This window comes from Fusibacter sp. A1, from assembly GCF_004125825.1.
GTDB lineage: Bacteria > Bacillota > Clostridia > Peptostreptococcales > Acidaminobacteraceae > QQWI01.
Genome location: NZ_QQWI01000005.1, coordinates 150,870 through 167,083, shown reverse-complemented (window position 1 = coordinate 167,083; position 16,214 = coordinate 150,870). Strand labels below are relative to the sequence as shown.

The 16,214-nt window shown below is 42.5% G+C and carries 19 protein-coding genes; all 19 read right to left on the bottom strand.

What is annotated here, in order from left to right; all coding sequences use genetic code 11:
* Positions 1-6 precede the first annotated feature (6 nt).
* The gene (locus tag DWB64_RS08370) at positions 7-897 is read right to left on the bottom strand and encodes a MinD/ParA family protein (RefSeq protein WP_129487771.1); all 891 of its coding nucleotides are present in this window, start codon (positions 895-897) and stop codon (positions 7-9) included.
* A complete protein-coding gene (gene flhF / locus DWB64_RS08365; protein WP_129487770.1) occupies positions 894-2,081 on the bottom strand; it encodes a flagellar biosynthesis protein FlhF in 1,188 nt (395 codons plus the stop codon). Before flhF ends, DWB64_RS08370 begins: the two co-directional genes overlap by 4 nt.
* Positions 2,081-4,117, bottom strand: a complete 2,037-nt coding sequence (flhA, locus tag DWB64_RS08360) for a flagellar biosynthesis protein FlhA (RefSeq protein WP_129487769.1) — start codon at positions 4,115-4,117, stop codon at positions 2,081-2,083. The genes flhF and flhA overlap by 1 nt, the downstream gene beginning before the upstream one ends.
* On the bottom strand, positions 4,117-5,208 hold the full coding sequence (gene flhB / locus DWB64_RS08355; RefSeq protein ID WP_129487768.1) for a flagellar biosynthesis protein FlhB: 1,092 nt from the start codon (positions 5,206-5,208) through the stop codon (positions 4,117-4,119). The genes flhA and flhB overlap by 1 nt, the downstream gene beginning before the upstream one ends.
* A gap of 4 nt (positions 5,209-5,212) precedes the next feature.
* The gene (fliR, locus tag DWB64_RS08350; RefSeq protein ID WP_129487767.1) at positions 5,213-5,986 is read right to left on the bottom strand and encodes a flagellar biosynthetic protein FliR; all 774 of its coding nucleotides are present in this window, start codon (positions 5,984-5,986) and stop codon (positions 5,213-5,215) included.
* 13 nt (positions 5,987-5,999) lie between these two features.
* Positions 6,000-6,269, bottom strand: a complete 270-nt coding sequence (fliQ, locus tag DWB64_RS08345; RefSeq protein WP_129487766.1) for a flagellar biosynthesis protein FliQ — start codon at positions 6,267-6,269, stop codon at positions 6,000-6,002.
* A complete protein-coding gene (gene fliP, locus DWB64_RS08340) occupies positions 6,266-7,018 on the bottom strand; it encodes a flagellar type III secretion system pore protein FliP (protein WP_129487765.1) in 753 nt (250 codons plus the stop codon). Before fliP ends, fliQ begins: the two co-directional genes overlap by 4 nt.
* A complete protein-coding gene (locus DWB64_RS08335; RefSeq protein WP_129487764.1) occupies positions 7,015-7,380 on the bottom strand; it encodes a flagellar biosynthetic protein FliO in 366 nt (121 codons plus the stop codon). The genes fliP and DWB64_RS08335 overlap by 4 nt, the downstream gene beginning before the upstream one ends.
* On the bottom strand, positions 7,380-7,742 hold the full coding sequence (locus tag DWB64_RS08330) for a response regulator (protein WP_129487763.1): 363 nt from the start codon (positions 7,740-7,742) through the stop codon (positions 7,380-7,382). The genes DWB64_RS08335 and DWB64_RS08330 overlap by 1 nt, the downstream gene beginning before the upstream one ends.
* A 17-nt stretch (positions 7,743-7,759) precedes the next feature.
* The gene (gene fliY / locus DWB64_RS08325) at positions 7,760-8,977 is read right to left on the bottom strand and encodes a flagellar motor switch phosphatase FliY (protein WP_129487762.1); all 1,218 of its coding nucleotides are present in this window, start codon (positions 8,975-8,977) and stop codon (positions 7,760-7,762) included.
* A complete protein-coding gene (gene fliM / locus DWB64_RS08320; RefSeq protein WP_129487761.1) occupies positions 8,970-9,974 on the bottom strand; it encodes a flagellar motor switch protein FliM in 1,005 nt (334 codons plus the stop codon). The genes fliY and fliM overlap by 8 nt, the downstream gene beginning before the upstream one ends.
* A gap of 32 nt (positions 9,975-10,006) precedes the next feature.
* Positions 10,007-10,438 carry a flagellar basal body-associated FliL family protein gene (locus DWB64_RS08315; RefSeq protein ID WP_129487760.1) on the bottom strand — a complete coding sequence of 144 codons (432 nt, stop codon included), beginning with the start codon at positions 10,436-10,438 and terminating at the stop codon, positions 10,007-10,009.
* 12 nt (positions 10,439-10,450) lie between these two features.
* Positions 10,451-11,209, bottom strand: coding sequence for a flagellar motor protein MotB (locus tag DWB64_RS08310; protein WP_129487759.1), 759 nt, complete (start codon positions 11,207-11,209; stop codon positions 10,451-10,453).
* Positions 11,202-11,993, bottom strand: a complete 792-nt coding sequence (locus tag DWB64_RS08305) for a motility protein A (protein WP_129487758.1) — start codon at positions 11,991-11,993, stop codon at positions 11,202-11,204. Before DWB64_RS08305 ends, DWB64_RS08310 begins: the two co-directional genes overlap by 8 nt.
* Before the next feature lie 4 nt (positions 11,994-11,997).
* Positions 11,998-12,216 (bottom strand): flagellar FlbD family protein, encoded by a 219-nt coding sequence (locus DWB64_RS08300; RefSeq protein ID WP_129487757.1) that lies wholly within the window; start codon positions 12,214-12,216, stop codon positions 11,998-12,000.
* 91 nt (positions 12,217-12,307) lie between these two features.
* Positions 12,308-13,666: a flagellar hook protein FlgE gene (locus DWB64_RS08295; RefSeq protein WP_129487756.1), complete on the bottom strand. Its 1,359-nt coding sequence runs from the start codon at positions 13,664-13,666 to the stop codon at positions 12,308-12,310.
* Positions 13,667-13,740: 74 nt separating this feature from the next.
* Positions 13,741-14,127 (bottom strand): TIGR02530 family flagellar biosynthesis protein, encoded by a 387-nt coding sequence (locus tag DWB64_RS08290; protein ID WP_129487755.1) that lies wholly within the window; start codon positions 14,125-14,127, stop codon positions 13,741-13,743.
* A gap of 8 nt (positions 14,128-14,135) precedes the next feature.
* Positions 14,136-14,588, bottom strand: coding sequence for a flagellar hook capping FlgD N-terminal domain-containing protein (locus DWB64_RS08285; protein WP_129487754.1), 453 nt, complete (start codon positions 14,586-14,588; stop codon positions 14,136-14,138).
* 12 nt (positions 14,589-14,600) lie between these two features.
* A complete protein-coding gene (locus DWB64_RS08280) occupies positions 14,601-16,205 on the bottom strand; it encodes a flagellar hook-length control protein FliK (protein ID WP_129487753.1) in 1,605 nt (534 codons plus the stop codon).
* Positions 16,206-16,214 lie beyond the last annotated feature (9 nt).

The following is a 16,214-nucleotide window of genomic DNA, read 5'->3' as shown; positions in this document are numbered from 1 at the left end:
CGTTAGTTAAATAGACGTAAACAAACGTTTAATAAACACTCCAAAAGAGTTCATGCTACTTACGTAATGGCTATCATGGTCCAGGTTGTATGCGATCAGCTCAACCCCTTTTGAAGCCAAAGCGTTGGGATATCCTACAAGAAACGGTTTTTGAACCTTGACGCTTCTTTTGACATTCGGATCATCCAGAATAAAACCTAAGCTTTCCAGTTCAAGATTCAAGAACTTATGTGTGGCCGAATTTAGTTTATGAAAAACTTCAAATCCTTCCTTGTTTGATTCCGCCTTGTTGATAATCACCCGTATAGCCTTATCGGTAATGGCAATATTCTTAATGACGGCATAGGCATCTGTGATACTTGTCGGATCGGGTGTGACAACCATGATCACTTCATGACTTGCCTCGATAAAGGACATCACGGACCTGTTGATCCCGGCCCCCGTATCGATCAAGATGTAATCCGCAGTTTCGTTAAGCGTCTCAAAGCTGTCGATAAGCACTGCTATTTCCTCGTCTGCGAGGTTAACAAGATCCATCACGCCAGAACCTCCAGAAATCACTTGAATGTCATGTGGACCGAATACGGTTATCTCTTCAAGCGTCTTGCCATCTCTTAGCATGTGGAACAAATTATATTTTGGTACTAGGCCCAAGACCACATCGATATTGGCAAGACCTAAGTCCGCATCGATGATAGTGACTCTTTTACCCAGTTTGCTGAGCGCTATCCCTAGATTGACGGTGACGTTTGTCTTACCTACTCCACCCTTGCCGCTCGAGATCGCAATGACTCTCGCGTCGTTTTTCTTATTGGTGTTTTTCGCCTTCTCAATCGAGTTTCTAGAAGCTCTTGTATTTTGAATAAGTTCTCTTAATCTTTGCGCTTGATCTTTCATATTGCGTCACCTAGTAGTAAGTCAGCAATTTTTTCGCCGTCTGCAACCGCAATGTCATCTGGAACGCTCTGACCGTTGGTGACAAACGCAATCGGTTTATTTGCTGCAACCTTTGCATTTAATATGTTTCCATAAGACTCAGCTTCATCCAGCTTGGTGAAAATGAGTTTGTAATCATTTAAAAACCTATACGAGTTGAGAATGCTCTGAACATCCTTAAACCCTGTCGTCAGACTGATCACCAAAAAAATATCAGCGGTATCGAATTGTCCGATCAAACCTGAAAGGTCTTTTTCAAGGGCTTCGCTCTTATGGTTTCTACCAGCGGTATCCACCAAAATATAATCCTTGTCCTTGTGTTTCTTAATCATCGGCTGTAGTTCAGTCGGTTCATAGATCACCTCAAGTGGAATGCTTAAGATCTCACTATATGTCTTCAACTGGTCTACCGCGGCGATACGATAGGTATCGGCAGTGACAAGGGCCACCTTCTTATTGTCCACTAAGGAAAGCTTCGCTGCGATTTTTGCTAGTGTTGTTGTTTTTCCAACACCAGTAGGCCCAACAAAAAAGTAGACCTTTTGCCCATCGCTGGGATCTTCAATTTTATAAGGAAGACCGATCATGTCTCTGATAATGATCCTAAAGGCGTTTTTAATCGCAGGATCATTCTTATCACTCATGGTAATCTGTCTTTTCGCGATCGACATGATTTTGTCGGTGACGCTTTCAGTGACATCGTTGCTCTTTAACCGTTCTACAAGCGGATGGTCGATGTTCTTTTGAACGACAGCTTCTTCGACACGCACCTCAGATGGATTGTTTACCTTATCGATCACAGTATTCAACATAGACGTGATAGTAGCCATCTGCTCTTTAAGCAGTAGGATTTCGCCTGTATCTTTCTTTACTTCCTTCTTTAAGGATTCTTCTTCCTCGATTTCCCTGATTCTATCGAGTTCTTTCTTTTTTTCAAGTGCGGCTTGAATAGATGCCATCTTCGCCTGTTTTTCCGATTCGTCGACAGCGGCCACGACTTCAACAAGTGGTTTAGTAAATAAGCCCTTTAACCCTTTTTGCTTGATCTTTCGCGTGTGAAGAATAACCGCGTCGCGGCCCATCTCCAGCCTTACCTTTTGCATCGCTTCTTGAACATCTTTTGCGATATATCGTTTCACATTCATTATATGCTCACCACCCCAACTGATTGAATATCGATGTCTCCCTCGATTTCGTTATAGGATAAAACGATTAAATCGGGAATAGTACTTTCGGTTAATTGTTTAAAATAGAATCTTACGATAGGTGCTGTTAAAACGATAGGTTGCTCTCCCAGAGACAGCAGATTCTGTATCTCAACAGCCAAGCTGTTGATAATACCGTTCGTCGTCCTCGGATCTAAAGCGATATAAGTTCCGTTTTCTCCATTTTTGATGGATGACATCAAAAGATCCTCAAGGTCCTGATTCAACGTGATCACTTTCGCTTGTTTACCTTGAATATATTGACCTGAAATCTGTCTTTTAAGACTTTGTCTGACGTACTCTGTAAGAACATTGGTATCTCTAGTGACACTCGCGTAATCCGCTAGAGTCTCCAGTATGCTTACAAGGTCCCTGATCGAGACAAATTCTCTTAACAGGTTTGCAAGTACCTTTTGAACATCTCCAATGGACATCAAGCTTGGTATCAGCTCGTTGACAAGTGTATCGTTGTTTTCCTTCACATTTTCAATCAGCTGCTTGACATCTTGTCTGCTAAGCAGTTCATGAGTGTGCCTTTTGATGATTTCAGTCAGATGGGTCGAGATGATAGAAGATGGATCCACTACCGTATAGCCTAGTATCTCGGCTTTCTCCCGGTCTTCACCACGTATCCATTTTGCCGGAAGTCCGAATGCAGGCTCAATCGTATCGACACCTTCGATTTCCCCTTCGACATGTCCTGGACTCATCGCTAAGAAATGGTCAAATAGGATTTCACCGTAAGCCACGCTTGCTCCCTTGATCTTAATATTGTATTGATTCGGTTCAAGCTGTATGTTGTCCCTAAGACGGATCATCGGAACGATCACACCGAACTCGAGAGCGATCTGCCTTCTGATCATTACAAGTCTGTCAAATAAATCGCCACCCTGGTTGGGATCGGCAAGTGGTATGATTCCATATCCGAACTCGAGTTCGATAGGGTCGACCTGCAGTAATGGAATGATATTTTCAGGTCGCCTCATATCTTCACTTTCAGATCCCTGGTCCTCCGGTTCGCCTCCCTCTTCCTCAAGCGAAGTCTTTTTAGCGCTTGATCTTAGCGTCAGACCGATGTAAAGGAAGAATCCCGAAAGAGCGAAAAGCGGAACAGTAGGCAGTGGAGAAAGTCCAAGGACAAATAGCACTCCTGAAACGATCATCAAAACGACAGGTGTGGCAAAAAGCTGATCCACCATGTCTCTTGCCAGGCTGCCTTCCGAGGCCGCTCTGGTAACGACAATACCGGTACCGATAGAAATCATCAGTGCCGGTATTTGTGACACAAGTCCATCACCGACAGTTAAAATGGTGAATCGCTGAAGGGACTGTAAAAGCGTCAAATTGAAGTTAACTGCACCGATAACGAAACCGGCGACAATATTGATGACCGTGATGATAATACCTGCGATAGCGTCCCCTTTTACAAATTTCGAGGCACCATCCATCGCCCCGTAGAAGTCCGCTTCCCTTTGAATTTTTGTCCTTCTGGATCTAGCATCCGCTTCAGAAATCAGTCCTGAGTTCAAATCCGCATCAATCGCCATCTGCTTACCCGGCATCGCGTCCAGTGTAAAACGCGCCGCAACCTCGGATACCCTCTCGGAACCCTTGGTGATAACCAGGAACTGAATGATGATGATGATGACAAAAATGATGAATCCGACTATGGCATTCCCTTGAATAACAAAATTTCCGAAGGCGTCGATAACACCTCCGGCATTGGCTTCAGTCAGAATAAGTCTTGTAGTCGATATATTGAGCGCTAGCCGGAATACGGTCGTAACAAGCAGCAATGATGGAAATATGGAAAACTGCAACGGTTCTTGATTGAACATCGAAATCAACAGTATCAATAAGGCGGTTGCGATATTCACCGTTAACAGATAGTCGATAAAAGAACTCGGCACAGGGATAATGATTAGCATTATGATTCCAACAATTACTATTGGAACTAGAATATCAGTAAATCTCATCAGCTACTCCTGTTTTTTAGTTTATAGACATAGGCAAGAACGTCGGCCACAGCTTCAAATAGCTCCGATGGAATATATTCACCGATTTCTACAGCTGCATATAGCGATCTTGCGAGTGGTTTGTTCTCAACGACAGGCACATCGTTTTCTTTTGCGATCTTCTTGATATTCTGAGCGATAAGGTCGCGACCTTTGGCAACAACTTTAGGTGCCATACTCTCTTCTCTATTATACAACAAAGCGACGGCATAGTGTGTAGGATTTGTAATAATAACGTCGGCTCCCGGAACATCTTGCATCATTCGGCTCATTGCCATTTGACGTTGCTTCTCCCTAATTTTTGATTTGATTTGCGGGTCACCTTCCATTTGCTTGTATTCGTCTTTGATTTCTTGTTTTGACATCTTAAGTTCTTTGTTGTTTTCCCATTTCTTATAGATAAAATCGAAGATAGAAATCACAAATAGAAAAACTGCGGCTCTCCAAACGATGCCGAAGATGAATGACCATAGCATGGCGACCGAGGCCTCGATTCCAAATCCCATGACCTCCATCAGCTCATTTTGCCTATTGGCTACAAACTGATAACTAAGAATCAGTATTCCACCAGCCTTTAGGATAGACTTAATCATCTCAACCATTGACTTTAGTGAAAAAAGTCGCTTAAACCCTTTTAGCGGATTGATCTTATCAAGCTTGAATTTTAGAGGTTCCATCGTGAATAGGAAACCTACCTGCATATAGTCGATAAGAACCCCGGTTATGAGTGCTGCAAGCAGTAATGGTCCGATAATCGTGATTAGGGTGAAAATCATGTAGTTGCCCAATGACAAGACATCTCTTGGTAAGAGACCATTGCCGGTATTCGATGCCATTTCCATTACATAAAAAAAAATGCCGTAGATCTTTTCTACAAAATAGTCAGAAAAAAACGAGATCACGAGAAACACGACAAGTAGCACAGCTGAAGAACCGATATCCTTCGACTGTACTACTTGTCCTTTTTCCCTTGACTCTCGTCGCTTTTTAGGGGTTGCCTGTTCGGTTTTCTCACCTTGGAAGAACTGTAGATTATATTTTATATAAGCCATATGATCACCGCATAAATAGTAGGACTTGCTCCATATAATACATCAACCTGTCGAGTAAATGAACCATCATTTTCACAGTCACAGGAAAAACGATATAAATCGTAAAGATACCGATGAGAATCTTAAAGGGCATTCCCACCATAAATACATTCATTCCCGGCATTGCTTTTGCGAGCATGCCTAAGATGATATTTGCGATCATGATTGTCGTAATGACAGGCATGGCCATTTGAAAACCGATAATGAATGTTTCTTTGATCAACTCAAAATAGGTGCTTACAGTAAAACCCGAAAATGACAAGATACCGAGAGGGGCTATCTGAAGCGACCTGATAAAAGCCTCAATCATACGATGATGCGCGTTCATCGTTACGAAGATGATCATGATGAGCAAATAGTAGAAATTGGCTGTGATCGGCATTTCTGATTCATCCTGAGCACTGATTACATTTACCATGGCAAATCCCATATCCATATCGATGATGTGACCCGCGATATACACCGCATTCATGATCGCCACCACAACAAAACCTATGGATAGTCCGTTGACAATCTCAAAAATGATTCCTGTGGTGATCACATCGAATCTAGTAAGCGAGATCCCGACTTCGTATTGTCCAGAAGTATAAAAGATAAGTGCTAGAAAACCGGTGAAGAGAATTTTCACCTGCATAGGTACATTGGTAGCTCCAAACAGTGGAACCAGCATCAGCATGGCACCTAATCTGGAGAAGATGAGCAACCATGTCACTAGGCCTTCAGTTAAGATCACATCCATGATTTGTCCCCATCTATCTCAAGAATAACACTAAATTCTCAAATATATTTTCTGTGTAGCCGACAATAGTGCTCAATATCCATGGTCCCAAGAGCAACATCACTAAAAAGATAGAGATGATCTTAGGGACAAACGCCAACGTCTGCTCTTGTATTTGAGTAGTCGCCTGAAATATTGCGATAATCAAACCGACAACTAAGGCCGTGATCATCATCGGAGCGCTTACCATTAGGATCGTTGAAACCCCTTCCCTGAATAAATCGATAACCATACTTTCACTCATACGTTAAACCCCTGAATAATCGCTTTGATAAGTAAATTCCATCCGTCTACAAGTATAAAGAGCAAGATCTTAAACGGCAGAGAAATCATGACCGGCGGTAGCATCATCATCCCTAGAGCCATCAACGTCGATGCGACTACCATATCGATTACAATGAAAGGTATGAACAGTAGGAATCCTACGATGAATCCTGTTTTCATTTCGCTGATAACAAAAGCAGGAATTAAGGCCGTAGTGCTCACTTCATCCAATGTGGTCACAGGACCTTCGCCGCTTATCTTGACAAAAAGCGCGAGATCTTCGGTTCTGACTTGCTTAAACATGAAATCCCTTAAGGGATTAATCGCTTTCTCATACGCCTCATCTTGCGAAATTGTACCTTCAGCCATAGGAATATAAGCATCATCGTAAATTGTTGTAAAAACCGGACCCATAATGAAAAGGGTCAAAAAAAGCGACAGACCGATTAAAATCTGATTTGGTGGCGTCGATTGAAGCGCAAGCGCTTTTCTCATAAAGGAAAAAATGATGATGATTCGAGTAAAACAAGTCGTCATGATTATAATGGACGGAGCCAGTGTGAGTACAGTTAAAAGGATGATTACCTGAACGGTTGAAGTCAACCCTGTCGTATCATCCCCTACTTTAAGTTCGATATTTGGAATTTGAAAAGGAGCATCCGCAAACACTGCTCCAAATGCAATGAGTATTAACGCCAACAAGGCGAATGAGATCAATTGCCTTTTCATAGTTTCTCCTGTTTCTTATTCATGACTTTCTTCAACACATTGGAGAAGGACTGCGTACTTTCTTTGGCCTGTAAGTTTAGAAGCTCAGGCGAAACCTGATCAAGCATTTGCATGCCGTTCTTGTCGGAATAAGCAAAATAGACTTTCTCTCCAAGCTCAATAAGCCACAAACTTTTGTCTGCAGCCAAATTGACTTTTTCAATAATTTTTATATTGCGTGATTGGACGCCTTTTGCATACATCGTACTAATGTAGCGAGTCGTACCAAAAGCAAGGACGACTACCGCTACAATAAACATGAAATAGGAAACCACTCCAAATGTGCCCTTCGACCATTCAGATGTGCCGATTAGAATATCCATTAACCAATAACTTTTTTAACAGCTTCAATGACTCTGTCAGCTTGGAAAGGTTTTACAATGAAATCTCTAGCTCCAGCTTGAATCGATTCGATAACCATCGCCTGTTGTCCCATCGCAGAACACATTACTATTTTCGCGCTCGGATCTGAAGCTTTGATCTCTTTTACGGCTTGGATACCGTCTACTTCAGGCATTGTGATATCCATGATAACTAAGTCTGGTGTCAATTCCTTGTATTTTTCAATGGCTTTTTGTCCATTTTCGGCTTCACCTACTACATCATATCCGTTCTTTGTAAGAACATCCTTGATCATCATTCGCATAAATGCCGCGTCGTCTACAATCAAAATGCGATTTGCCATTTTGTTTCCTCCTTAAGCTAATTAGAATTCAATCGATGTTGTGGTACAACAATCTCTGTGATTCGCACACCGTAGTTTTCATCAACTACAACAACTTCACCCTTTGCAATCACTTTTCCATTTGCCAGTATATCCAGTGATTCGCCTACCAGGCGATCAAGTTCAATCACAGACCCTGTTGTCAAATCAAGTATCTCACTAATCTTCTTAGTGGTTCGTCCCAACTCAACAGAAATTTCTAAAGGTACATCGCGAATTAAACTTATATCACTATGTATACCACCAATCTGACCTGACCCATCAAAACTTTCAAATTGTACATTTTGTGCATTGACTGGAGGTCTTTGTTGCATTTGAGGTTGTTGATAAGCCTGCTGCTGATATCCCTGTTGCTGCATAGGGATTTGCTGAGCATTTGACTGATCGTATTGCATTTGTGGCTGCTGCATCTGCGGTTGTTGCATCTGCGGCTGCTGCATTTGCGGTTGCTGAGCAGGTGGGGCCTGCTGAACAGGTGCTTGTGCAGGTGGGGCAGTGGATTGTACAGGTTCAGGTTCTTCAGTAGGTCCCATCAGGCTAGCAACAAGCTGCTTTGCTACATCGATAGGCATCAACTGCATAATCTCTGAATCAATTAAGTCACCGACTGTCATTCTGAACGATATCATAACTAAAGTGGAATTAGGATCAAGTCCTATTCTTTCTTCAGTAAGATCTCCCAAATCCTCATAGATAGCCTCTGGCGGAGAAATATCCACCTTTTGACCGATCATCTCAGAAAGTGAGGTTGAAGACGATCCAATCATTTGATTCATCGCTTCGCCAATCGCACTAAGGTGCAGATCGTTCAGCTCATCAGGTACATTGGTACCATCGCCGCCCATCATCAGATCTGTGATGATTTTTACGTCTTTTTCATTAATAATCAATAAGTTGACGCCTTCGATGCCAACTTTATATTGAATGTTAATTGTAACACATGGAGCATCAAAACGCGCAACTAATTCCTTGATTGACGTTTCGGTAACTTTTGGAGTCGTAATCGTCACCTTTTGACTAAGTAGAGTAAATAGTGTAGTCGCAGCAGTTCCCATGCTGATATTGCCGACTTCACCAAGTGCATCTTTTTCCTCGTCTGTTAGAAGCGACATATCAACTGATTGACTGTCATCTGACGAATCGCCACCGCCGTTTAGTAGAGCGTCAATTTCTTCTTGCGAAAGCATATCAGCCATGATTATCCGCTCCTTCCTCATTTATTCTAGATACTTTAACTGCCATTCTGTTTTTATGCGTGCCTGGCTTCCCAAAATATTTCAGCTCGTCTTTGACATATATTTCAAATTCGGATTTAGCGTTATTATCAAGCACTACCACATCTCCTACAGACAAAGTAAGCAGTTCGCTGACACTGATTGTGGATCGTCCCACGATCGTTTTGACAGGAACTTTCGATCTTTCGAGTCTTTCTTCGAGTGATTGCCTTTCAATGACTGTCTTCTCACGTTTTGTTCCACCGCTGAACCATAGCTTAGACGATAGATTCGGTAGGATCGGCTCGATAACATAGTGAGGAATGGCGATGTTGATCATTCCTTCTGTATCTCCAACCCTCAAATTGAACGTGACTAGGGCGATGGATTCGCTTGGTGACACGATTTGTGCAAATTGAGAATTCGTTTCGATATTTTCAAGCTTTGGTTTAAGTTCAATAATATTTGCCCATGATTCTCTCATCAAGTTGATAAATTTTACGATGATATTGCGAATCAGGACTTCCTCTATTTCAGTCAAGGCCCTGGCTTCTTTTAAAAGCGGGTTCTTACCCATTCCGCCAAGTAGACGTTCTACCATCGAAAAAGCGACATCGTTCGAAATATCCACGATGATCTGCCCTTCAAGCGGCGAAAAGTTTACGATACCTAAAATAGCAGGATTGGAGATCGAGTTGCTAAACTCACTATAGACCATACTCTGAGTCGATAATACATCGATTTCAACAACAGATCGTAGATATCCGCTAAGAAAATTGTTAATCAGTCTTGCAAGGTTGTCATGTATGATTTCGAGAGTACGTAATTGCTCTTTGGCAAACTTGTCCGGTCTTCTGAAATCGTACTTCTTGACCTTCTTCTCTTTTGTATCCTCTTCTATCTCAGCGACGTCAACTTCACCAGCACTTAAGGCGTTGAGCAGGTCATCTATCTCATTTTGGGATAATACATCCGACATGACGTCACCTCCTTTTATAAGTCAAGTAGTTGTTACTGAATAATAAATTCCAGGAAATAAACGTTTGTGATGGACTCCGTATCCGACTCCAAAATCTCGATTACCTTTTCTGTAAGGTCCTCTTGCACCCTGTCAAGACGATTCAACTGTTCGACGTCCCTAGTCATAAAATATTTTCTGAATTCGTTTTTGATAAGGGTTTGTCTATCGGTGATCAGTTGAAGCAAATCCACATCCTTATCGATCTCCGTATACTCGATCACAGGATTATATTTTAAAATCAGCTTACGCGCGGCGCCTTCTTCAGTCACGATGTTCGTATATTGCTCACCCAAAGGGAATTCCGAATAGACGATGGGTTCGACTTTAGGTTCTTTGTTTCCACCCAACACCACGATTGCGACTACCACACCGATGATCACCACTACCAAACCTATACCGCCAAATATAATGATTTTTTTCATTGCTCCACCTCTTTAGTTGCTTGGCTCTTTTTCTTGTTCTTCTTCAGTTAGTACCACAATATCGACTCGTCTGTTCTGAGATCTGCCTTCGCTACTATCATTTGTGGAAACAGGTCTGTATTCGCCATACCCTAATGCCATAAAGCGACTGTCTTCCATAGCTTTGATTTCTGTGAAGTACCTTAGTACGGTAGTTGCCCTAATGGTTGAAAGTTCCCAGTTTGAAGGAAACCTTAGCGTATTGATAGGCACGTTGTCCGTGTGTCCTTCGATACGGATCTGCCTGCCTTTAAACATATCCTCGTTGAGCACCTGGCTCATAAAATCCAATGTCAAAAGCGCGTCCGGTTTTAAATCGGCCTTCGCTGAATCAAATAAGGCGTTGTCAGGAAAAGTTATTTTAAGTCCTCTTTCCTCAACGACCAGTCCTATTTCAAAATCAACACCGCTTTCTTGCTTAAATTTTTCTATTTCTTCCTTTAGAGCTTCTACTTCTTGGTTCTTCTTATTGCTTTCTCCATCCTCGGTTTTCTTGTTTTCAGGCATTCCGTCAAACAAAAGTTCAGAAGGACTCATGGATTCACCACTTTGAAGAACGCCAGCCGAGCCTTGGAAAGACTGCATTACAGCATCGAATTTTTGCGCATCGATTTCTGAGAAGGCGAACAGCAGTACAAAGAAACACATCAGAAGTGTTACAAGGTCACCGTAGGTGGCCATCCATTCGGGAGCGCCTCCGCCTTCTTCACATTTCTTTTGCTTCTTACTCATCTCGTCCACCGTCTTCAGTAGCTGATAATGTTTTTCGAACCTTAGGTGATAAGAACGCCTTTAATTTTTCTTCGATAATTCTTGGGTTCTCTCCAGCCTGAATAGACAATAACCCTTCGATCATTATCTCTCTTACAAGTAATTCTTCTCCACTTTTCACATCGAGTTTGTTGGCAATCGGAATAAAAAACAGATTGGCAAGGACTGAGCCATAAAATGTTGTAAGCAGGGCCACAGCCATCGCCGGCCCGATAGAAGATGGATCATCAAGCGCGTTAAGCATGGCAACAAGTCCGATCAGTGTTCCGATCATGCCGAATGCCGGTCCGAAACTGCCAAGAACATCAAACATTTTCTTACCTGATGAATGCCTTCCAGTTATGTAAGCGAGTTCTGTTTCTAGAATGGACTTCACAAGTTCAGGGTCCGTACCATCTACAATCAGCATAACTCCTTTTTTTAAAAAGTCATCGTTCACCTGGTCCACAGCCTCCTCAAGAGCGAGAAGTCCCTCACGTCTTGCGACGTTTGCCAGATCGATGACCTTTGTGATTATTTCACCTGCGTTATTGGGTGCGTTTCCTATGGCTTTACCAAGTATGCCACCTATTCCAAGCACATTGCTCATCGGGAACGCGACAAAAATTGCTGAGAAAGTACCCCCAACAACGATAACAATCGAACCTGGATCGATAAAATCTCCCATCCCCGATCCACCCGAGAGAATCCCCCAAACAAGTAAGGCAAGTCCGACGACAATACCTCCTATAGTACCTATATCCAAAAGATTACACCTCGTCTCTATAAATCAGCCCAGAACTGGGTAAAATACTAGTCTTCTGCTTATATTGTACTATTCTTTCAATAACTTCGTCAATACTTTCGCTGACGATAATTTTCTTATCCGTACTCAAGGTGATCACAGTATCTGGAGTCGATTCAATGAATTCGATCAAATCGCAATTTACAATAAATTCCTTTCCATTCAATCTACTTACCTTAATCATATAAACCCCTTAATATACCCAGCCGACAATCGCGTCAGCTGGGTAAACTCAGCTATGCTAAATCAGTTCGCCATCAGTTAGTGTTTACCCACTAACGTTTTAGGTTAACCAATTCCTGTAACATTTCATCTGTTGTTGTAATTACTCTCGAATTCGCCTGGAATCCTCTTTGAGTCGTGATCATATCCGTAAATTGCGCGGATAGGTCGACATTTGACATCTCAAGCGCACCTGGAGCTAAAGCTCCAAAACTTGCGGATGCCGGTTCTCCGTACTTCGGACTTCCTGAGTTGGGCGTATCCGCAAACATGTTGGCACCAACTTTGGTAAGACCAGCAGGATTGTCAAAATCAGCAAGAACGATAACGCCGAGAATTTCACGTTCACCATTGGTATATGTCGCTACAATTTCACCCGCTTGAGATACGTTGAAGCTGTCGATTGCGCCAGAAGAGTTACCGGTAATCGTCTTTCCTTTTGCATCGCTAGTGGCTGCATAATGAGTCAGATTTGCAAAACTATTATTCACCGGCACTACCGTATCGTTGTATAAGGTTACATCGATATCACTTGCACCCGGAACAGATAGAGAAAGTCCAAAGGTGTTAAGCTGTGTTCCACCTGTCGCGAAGCCGCCTGCGTCGATATCTGCTGTAGCTATGGTGAAAATTCCTTGAAACACACCGCTGTCATCGAATTTCGCATAAAGCGCATTCGCATTTTCAGTAGGTGGTGTATAACTTATCGGATTCAAACTACCGACTGTTCCAGTCAAGTTCGGATTGGTAAATTCAATATTTCTAAATGATCCTTTGTTAGTACCATCGTCGAATAGGATCTTCTCACCAAAATTCATCGTCACAGTGTGGATATTTCCGATACTATCATACGCATCAAATGATGTCGTGTATGCGATATTGGTTGTCGGATCCACTTCCTCGGCAAAATTGATGTTGCTTCCGATTTCAATCTCGTTTGTTTCTGTTGCTGTCTTTGTAGTAGATCTATCAATCTGGATCGGTTTGAAATCCGACCCCAAAACTTTGAAACCCCCTGGTGTGACAAGATTTCCAAGCTTATCGATTGAAAAATTACCAGCTCGCGTAAAGAATCGATTCTGATAATTCGCGTCGTTAGTCACAGCGAAAAAGCCGTTTCCGTCAATCATCAGGTCTGTTGGGTTATCCGTACGTTGAGTTGAACCTTTCGTATGGTTTACATCAATAGCGCCGATTGTTACACCAAGTCCGATCTGACGTGGATTGGTGCCGCCCCGCCCTTCTTGAGGCGATCCTGCACCTTGCATCGTCTGAGAAAACACTTCAGCAAACTGTACAGAGCTGCTTTTATAACCAACTGTATTAACATTGGCAATGTTGTTACCGATTACATCCATTCTCGCCTGGTGTGCTCTTAAACCAGATACACCGGAAAACATAGATCTCATCATAATATTGACCTCCTAGAGTCTGCGCGGCGACTCCCGTCTGTCGTTCGGGGAGTCATAGCTTCCGTTTGGTCCAGCTATATGAATATCGCGCCATCAATTTTTGTGATTATTTTTTCTTTCATGTCATTTTTAAACGCCGCAGTAATAATTGTCTTGTTGGGAACATTTGCGATCAAAAGCTTGTCTCCCATGATAATCACCGCATCTTTAATACCTTTTTCCGCTGCTTTGTCCATTGCGTCAGAGACAGATTTCAGTTCGACATCGTTCAGCTTCACCGAACGGCTGTCAAGTCTTTCCATCGCGTGTTTGCTGACCACAACTTCACTCTTTTGTATGCTTCTAAGCACGTCTTCAAACGATTGTCCGCTTGGCTTATACACAGTAGTTTGAGGTTGTTTCGTCTGAGTGTTGCTGTTCACACGATTGAGAATATAGGCATTGTTCACATGCTTATTCATTATTCACCTCACTCATATGCTTCATTAGCACTCGCTTGGTTCATCAGTAGATTCAACTGCGCGAGTTGAGTATTCTGTATGACTCCAAGAGATTCGTTTATGGTGTTCAAAACATCGGTCTGCTCTGTTGAGACAGTCGAGCTCGCTTGTTTTTGAAGCAATAGTTTGATATCACCTAAATCTTCTTTAACTTCTCCAAACGTTTCATTCATCGCCTGCATGTTTTCAAGAGAACTGAACTGTGCCATCTGAGCGATAAAATCCTTATCTTGTAGTGGATCCATTGGATTTTGATTGGATAACTGGGTTAAGAGTATGTGCAGGAACTGATCTTTACCCATGTCCTGATTTTGCGTCAACTTATCTGTTTTCGCTTTCTGCTCTATCTGTTCGAGATACTTGATTTGTTGTTCTGTAAAAGAACCGTTGATCACAGCAGAAGTTGCTGATCCGATTGCCATTCGATTCACCTCCTAGGCTAAATGTTCAAAGGATGTCCCACCAACCATCGCTGTAAGCGACCTTACGTAGGTCATATCCCTTTCTTCTAGCGATACGCTTTGCAGCATATGTCTTTGTCTTCTAGCATTTTGCTGACCGCTTTGCTTGTTTTGTTCAGACTTCCCTTTTCCGACATTCACATCAAACGCCATGTCGCTAAACCCCTTATCTTTGAGGCTGTTTCGTAAATCGCTCAAACTACTTTCTATCGTTTCCTTGACCATTTGTGATGCGACATTGAACTTCGCGATCACAGAATCCTTATGCACTTCAATTTTCAGCTCTACCTTACCTAATTCCTCTGGTTTTAACTTTATGATCATTTCTGAATGATCGCCTGCTTTAAAACTTTGTTTCATGATTGCGCTTTTCACTTGTTCAAAAACACTGTCCCTAGTCATTTGTCTCAACGACTGCATTCTGTCATTCGAAGTCTCTATCACTTTTACCTCGTCTACCGATTTCTGTGCTTCGGTGACTTGACCGTCGATTTTGACTTCTTGAACCTTCAAAACAGGTTCATCCTTCATGAGATGTTGGGGTTTCTCTGACTCGGCAGATGCCGTTTGAACAACTTCTGATGTTTCCGATTGCTGGCTTTGACTCTGATTCTGAGTAAATTCTTGTTCAGAGGCGTTTCCTTGACCTGTCGAAGCGTCTACAACTGGTTCGACTGCAAGATCAGCTTCGCCTTTAAGTTCCTGCGAATCATTCTTAGCAGTTTCTGTCTGCACAGTCACCTTTTCAATCTGACCTTCCATTTTAGCGACAAACTTAGCCAACATATCCAATTTTTCTGGATTCACACCGACTTCGTTTTCAGAAGCTGCTGATAATGTTCCAATCAGATCAGTTAATCCTTGAACAATCTGCTCCAGATCTTTAACCGCCACTTCCGATACGCCGTCTTCGTTGTAATCTTTAGACAGGATATCTTTTACGGCCATCTTCAAGCTCATCAGTTCAATTTCTGTAGCAAGTTTGTCAAGAGGTGACGAATCGATCAGTTCGACAAGCGCCTGGTCGACTCCTTCAATCGCATTTGTGGTCTCCAAACTTGAAGTCACGTCTGAATTTAGCTCTTGTGCGATACTTTCGATTAAAGCCAAAACAGCTTCCAAATTAACGTGTTGTAATTCAACAACAGCATCAGCTGGAAGCTCTTTAATCTCACTAGTTTCGCCGGTTTCAGCGCTTTCTTCAATTACAACCTTGTCGTCGACCTTTTCACCGTCAGTCTTGATTCGATCTGGTATCGGTGTAGGCTCAGTTGTCTGAGCGGGCGACTTCGAATCCTCTTTCGGCTTGGCGGCTTTATCGGATTCACCATTTGACTTCGGTTTTTCCACCTTATGCAGTGGTGCTCTGCTATTGACCGGTAGTTCCTTTTTAGGAAATCTTCGAGTATCCTTTTCATCAGTAGCAGGGGGTGGTCCTTCATGTCCTATCGGTATTCTTCTTCGTTGAGCCGACATGAGTTGCCCGAACGGTGTTTCTGTTTTCGTAGTAGTCGTATTGGGTCTGTGCATAGTAGACTGTAACGAATTACCACGAGTGCCTACATTGAGTATAGACATAGTAACCTC

What these genes read in the sequence shown, in the direction of transcription:
- DWB64_RS08280 (WP_129487753.1), bottom strand. Translation starts at nt 16,205, where the DNA reads ATGTCTATACTCAATGTAGGCACTCGTGGTAATTCGTTACAGTCTACT.
- fliR (WP_129487767.1), bottom strand. Translation starts at nt 5,986, where the DNA reads ATGGATGTGATCTTAACTGAAGGCCTAGTGACATGGTTGCTCATCTTC.
- fliY (WP_129487762.1), bottom strand. Translation starts at nt 8,977, where the DNA reads ATGGCTGATATGCTTTCGCAAGAAGAAATTGACGCTCTACTAAACGGC.
- DWB64_RS08285 (WP_129487754.1), bottom strand. Translation starts at nt 14,588, where the DNA reads ATGGCAATCGGATCAGCAACTTCTGCTGTGATCAACGGTTCTTTTACA.
- DWB64_RS08330 (WP_129487763.1), bottom strand. Translation starts at nt 7,742, where the DNA reads ATGGCAAATCGCATTTTGATTGTAGACGACGCGGCATTTATGCGAATG.
- fliQ (WP_129487766.1), bottom strand. Translation starts at nt 6,269, where the DNA reads ATGAGTGAAAGTATGGTTATCGATTTATTCAGGGAAGGGGTTTCAACG.
- fliM (WP_129487761.1), bottom strand. Translation starts at nt 9,974, where the DNA reads ATGTCGGATGTATTATCCCAAAATGAGATAGATGACCTGCTCAACGCC.
- DWB64_RS08300 (WP_129487757.1), bottom strand. Translation starts at nt 12,216, where the DNA reads ATGATTAAGGTAAGTAGATTGAATGGAAAGGAATTTATTGTAAATTGC.
- flhF (WP_129487770.1), bottom strand. Translation starts at nt 2,081, where the DNA reads ATGAATGTGAAACGATATATCGCAAAAGATGTTCAAGAAGCGATGCAA.
- DWB64_RS08335 (WP_129487764.1), bottom strand. Translation starts at nt 7,380, where the DNA reads ATGGATATTCTAATCGGCACATCTGAATGGTCGAAGGGCACATTTGGA.
- DWB64_RS08295 (WP_129487756.1), bottom strand. Translation starts at nt 13,666, where the DNA reads ATGATGAGATCTATGTTTTCCGGTGTATCTGGTTTAAGAGCACACCAG.
- flhB (WP_129487768.1), bottom strand. Translation starts at nt 5,208, where the DNA reads ATGGCTTATATAAAATATAATCTACAGTTCTTCCAAGGTGAGAAAACC.
- DWB64_RS08290 (WP_129487755.1), bottom strand. Translation starts at nt 14,127, where the DNA reads ATGAATAAGCATGTGAACAATGCCTATATTCTCAATCGTGTGAACAGC.
- DWB64_RS08370 (WP_129487771.1), bottom strand. Translation starts at nt 897, where the DNA reads ATGAAAGATCAAGCGCAAAGATTAAGAGAACTTATTCAAAATACAAGA.
- flhA (WP_129487769.1), bottom strand. Translation starts at nt 4,117, where the DNA reads ATGAGATTTACTGATATTCTAGTTCCAATAGTAATTGTTGGAATCATA.
- DWB64_RS08315 (WP_129487760.1), bottom strand. Translation starts at nt 10,438, where the DNA reads ATGAAAAAAATCATTATATTTGGCGGTATAGGTTTGGTAGTGGTGATC.
- DWB64_RS08310 (WP_129487759.1), bottom strand. Translation starts at nt 11,209, where the DNA reads ATGAGTAAGAAGCAAAAGAAATGTGAAGAAGGCGGAGGCGCTCCCGAA.
- fliP (WP_129487765.1), bottom strand. Translation starts at nt 7,018, where the DNA reads ATGAAAAGGCAATTGATCTCATTCGCCTTGTTGGCGTTAATACTCATT.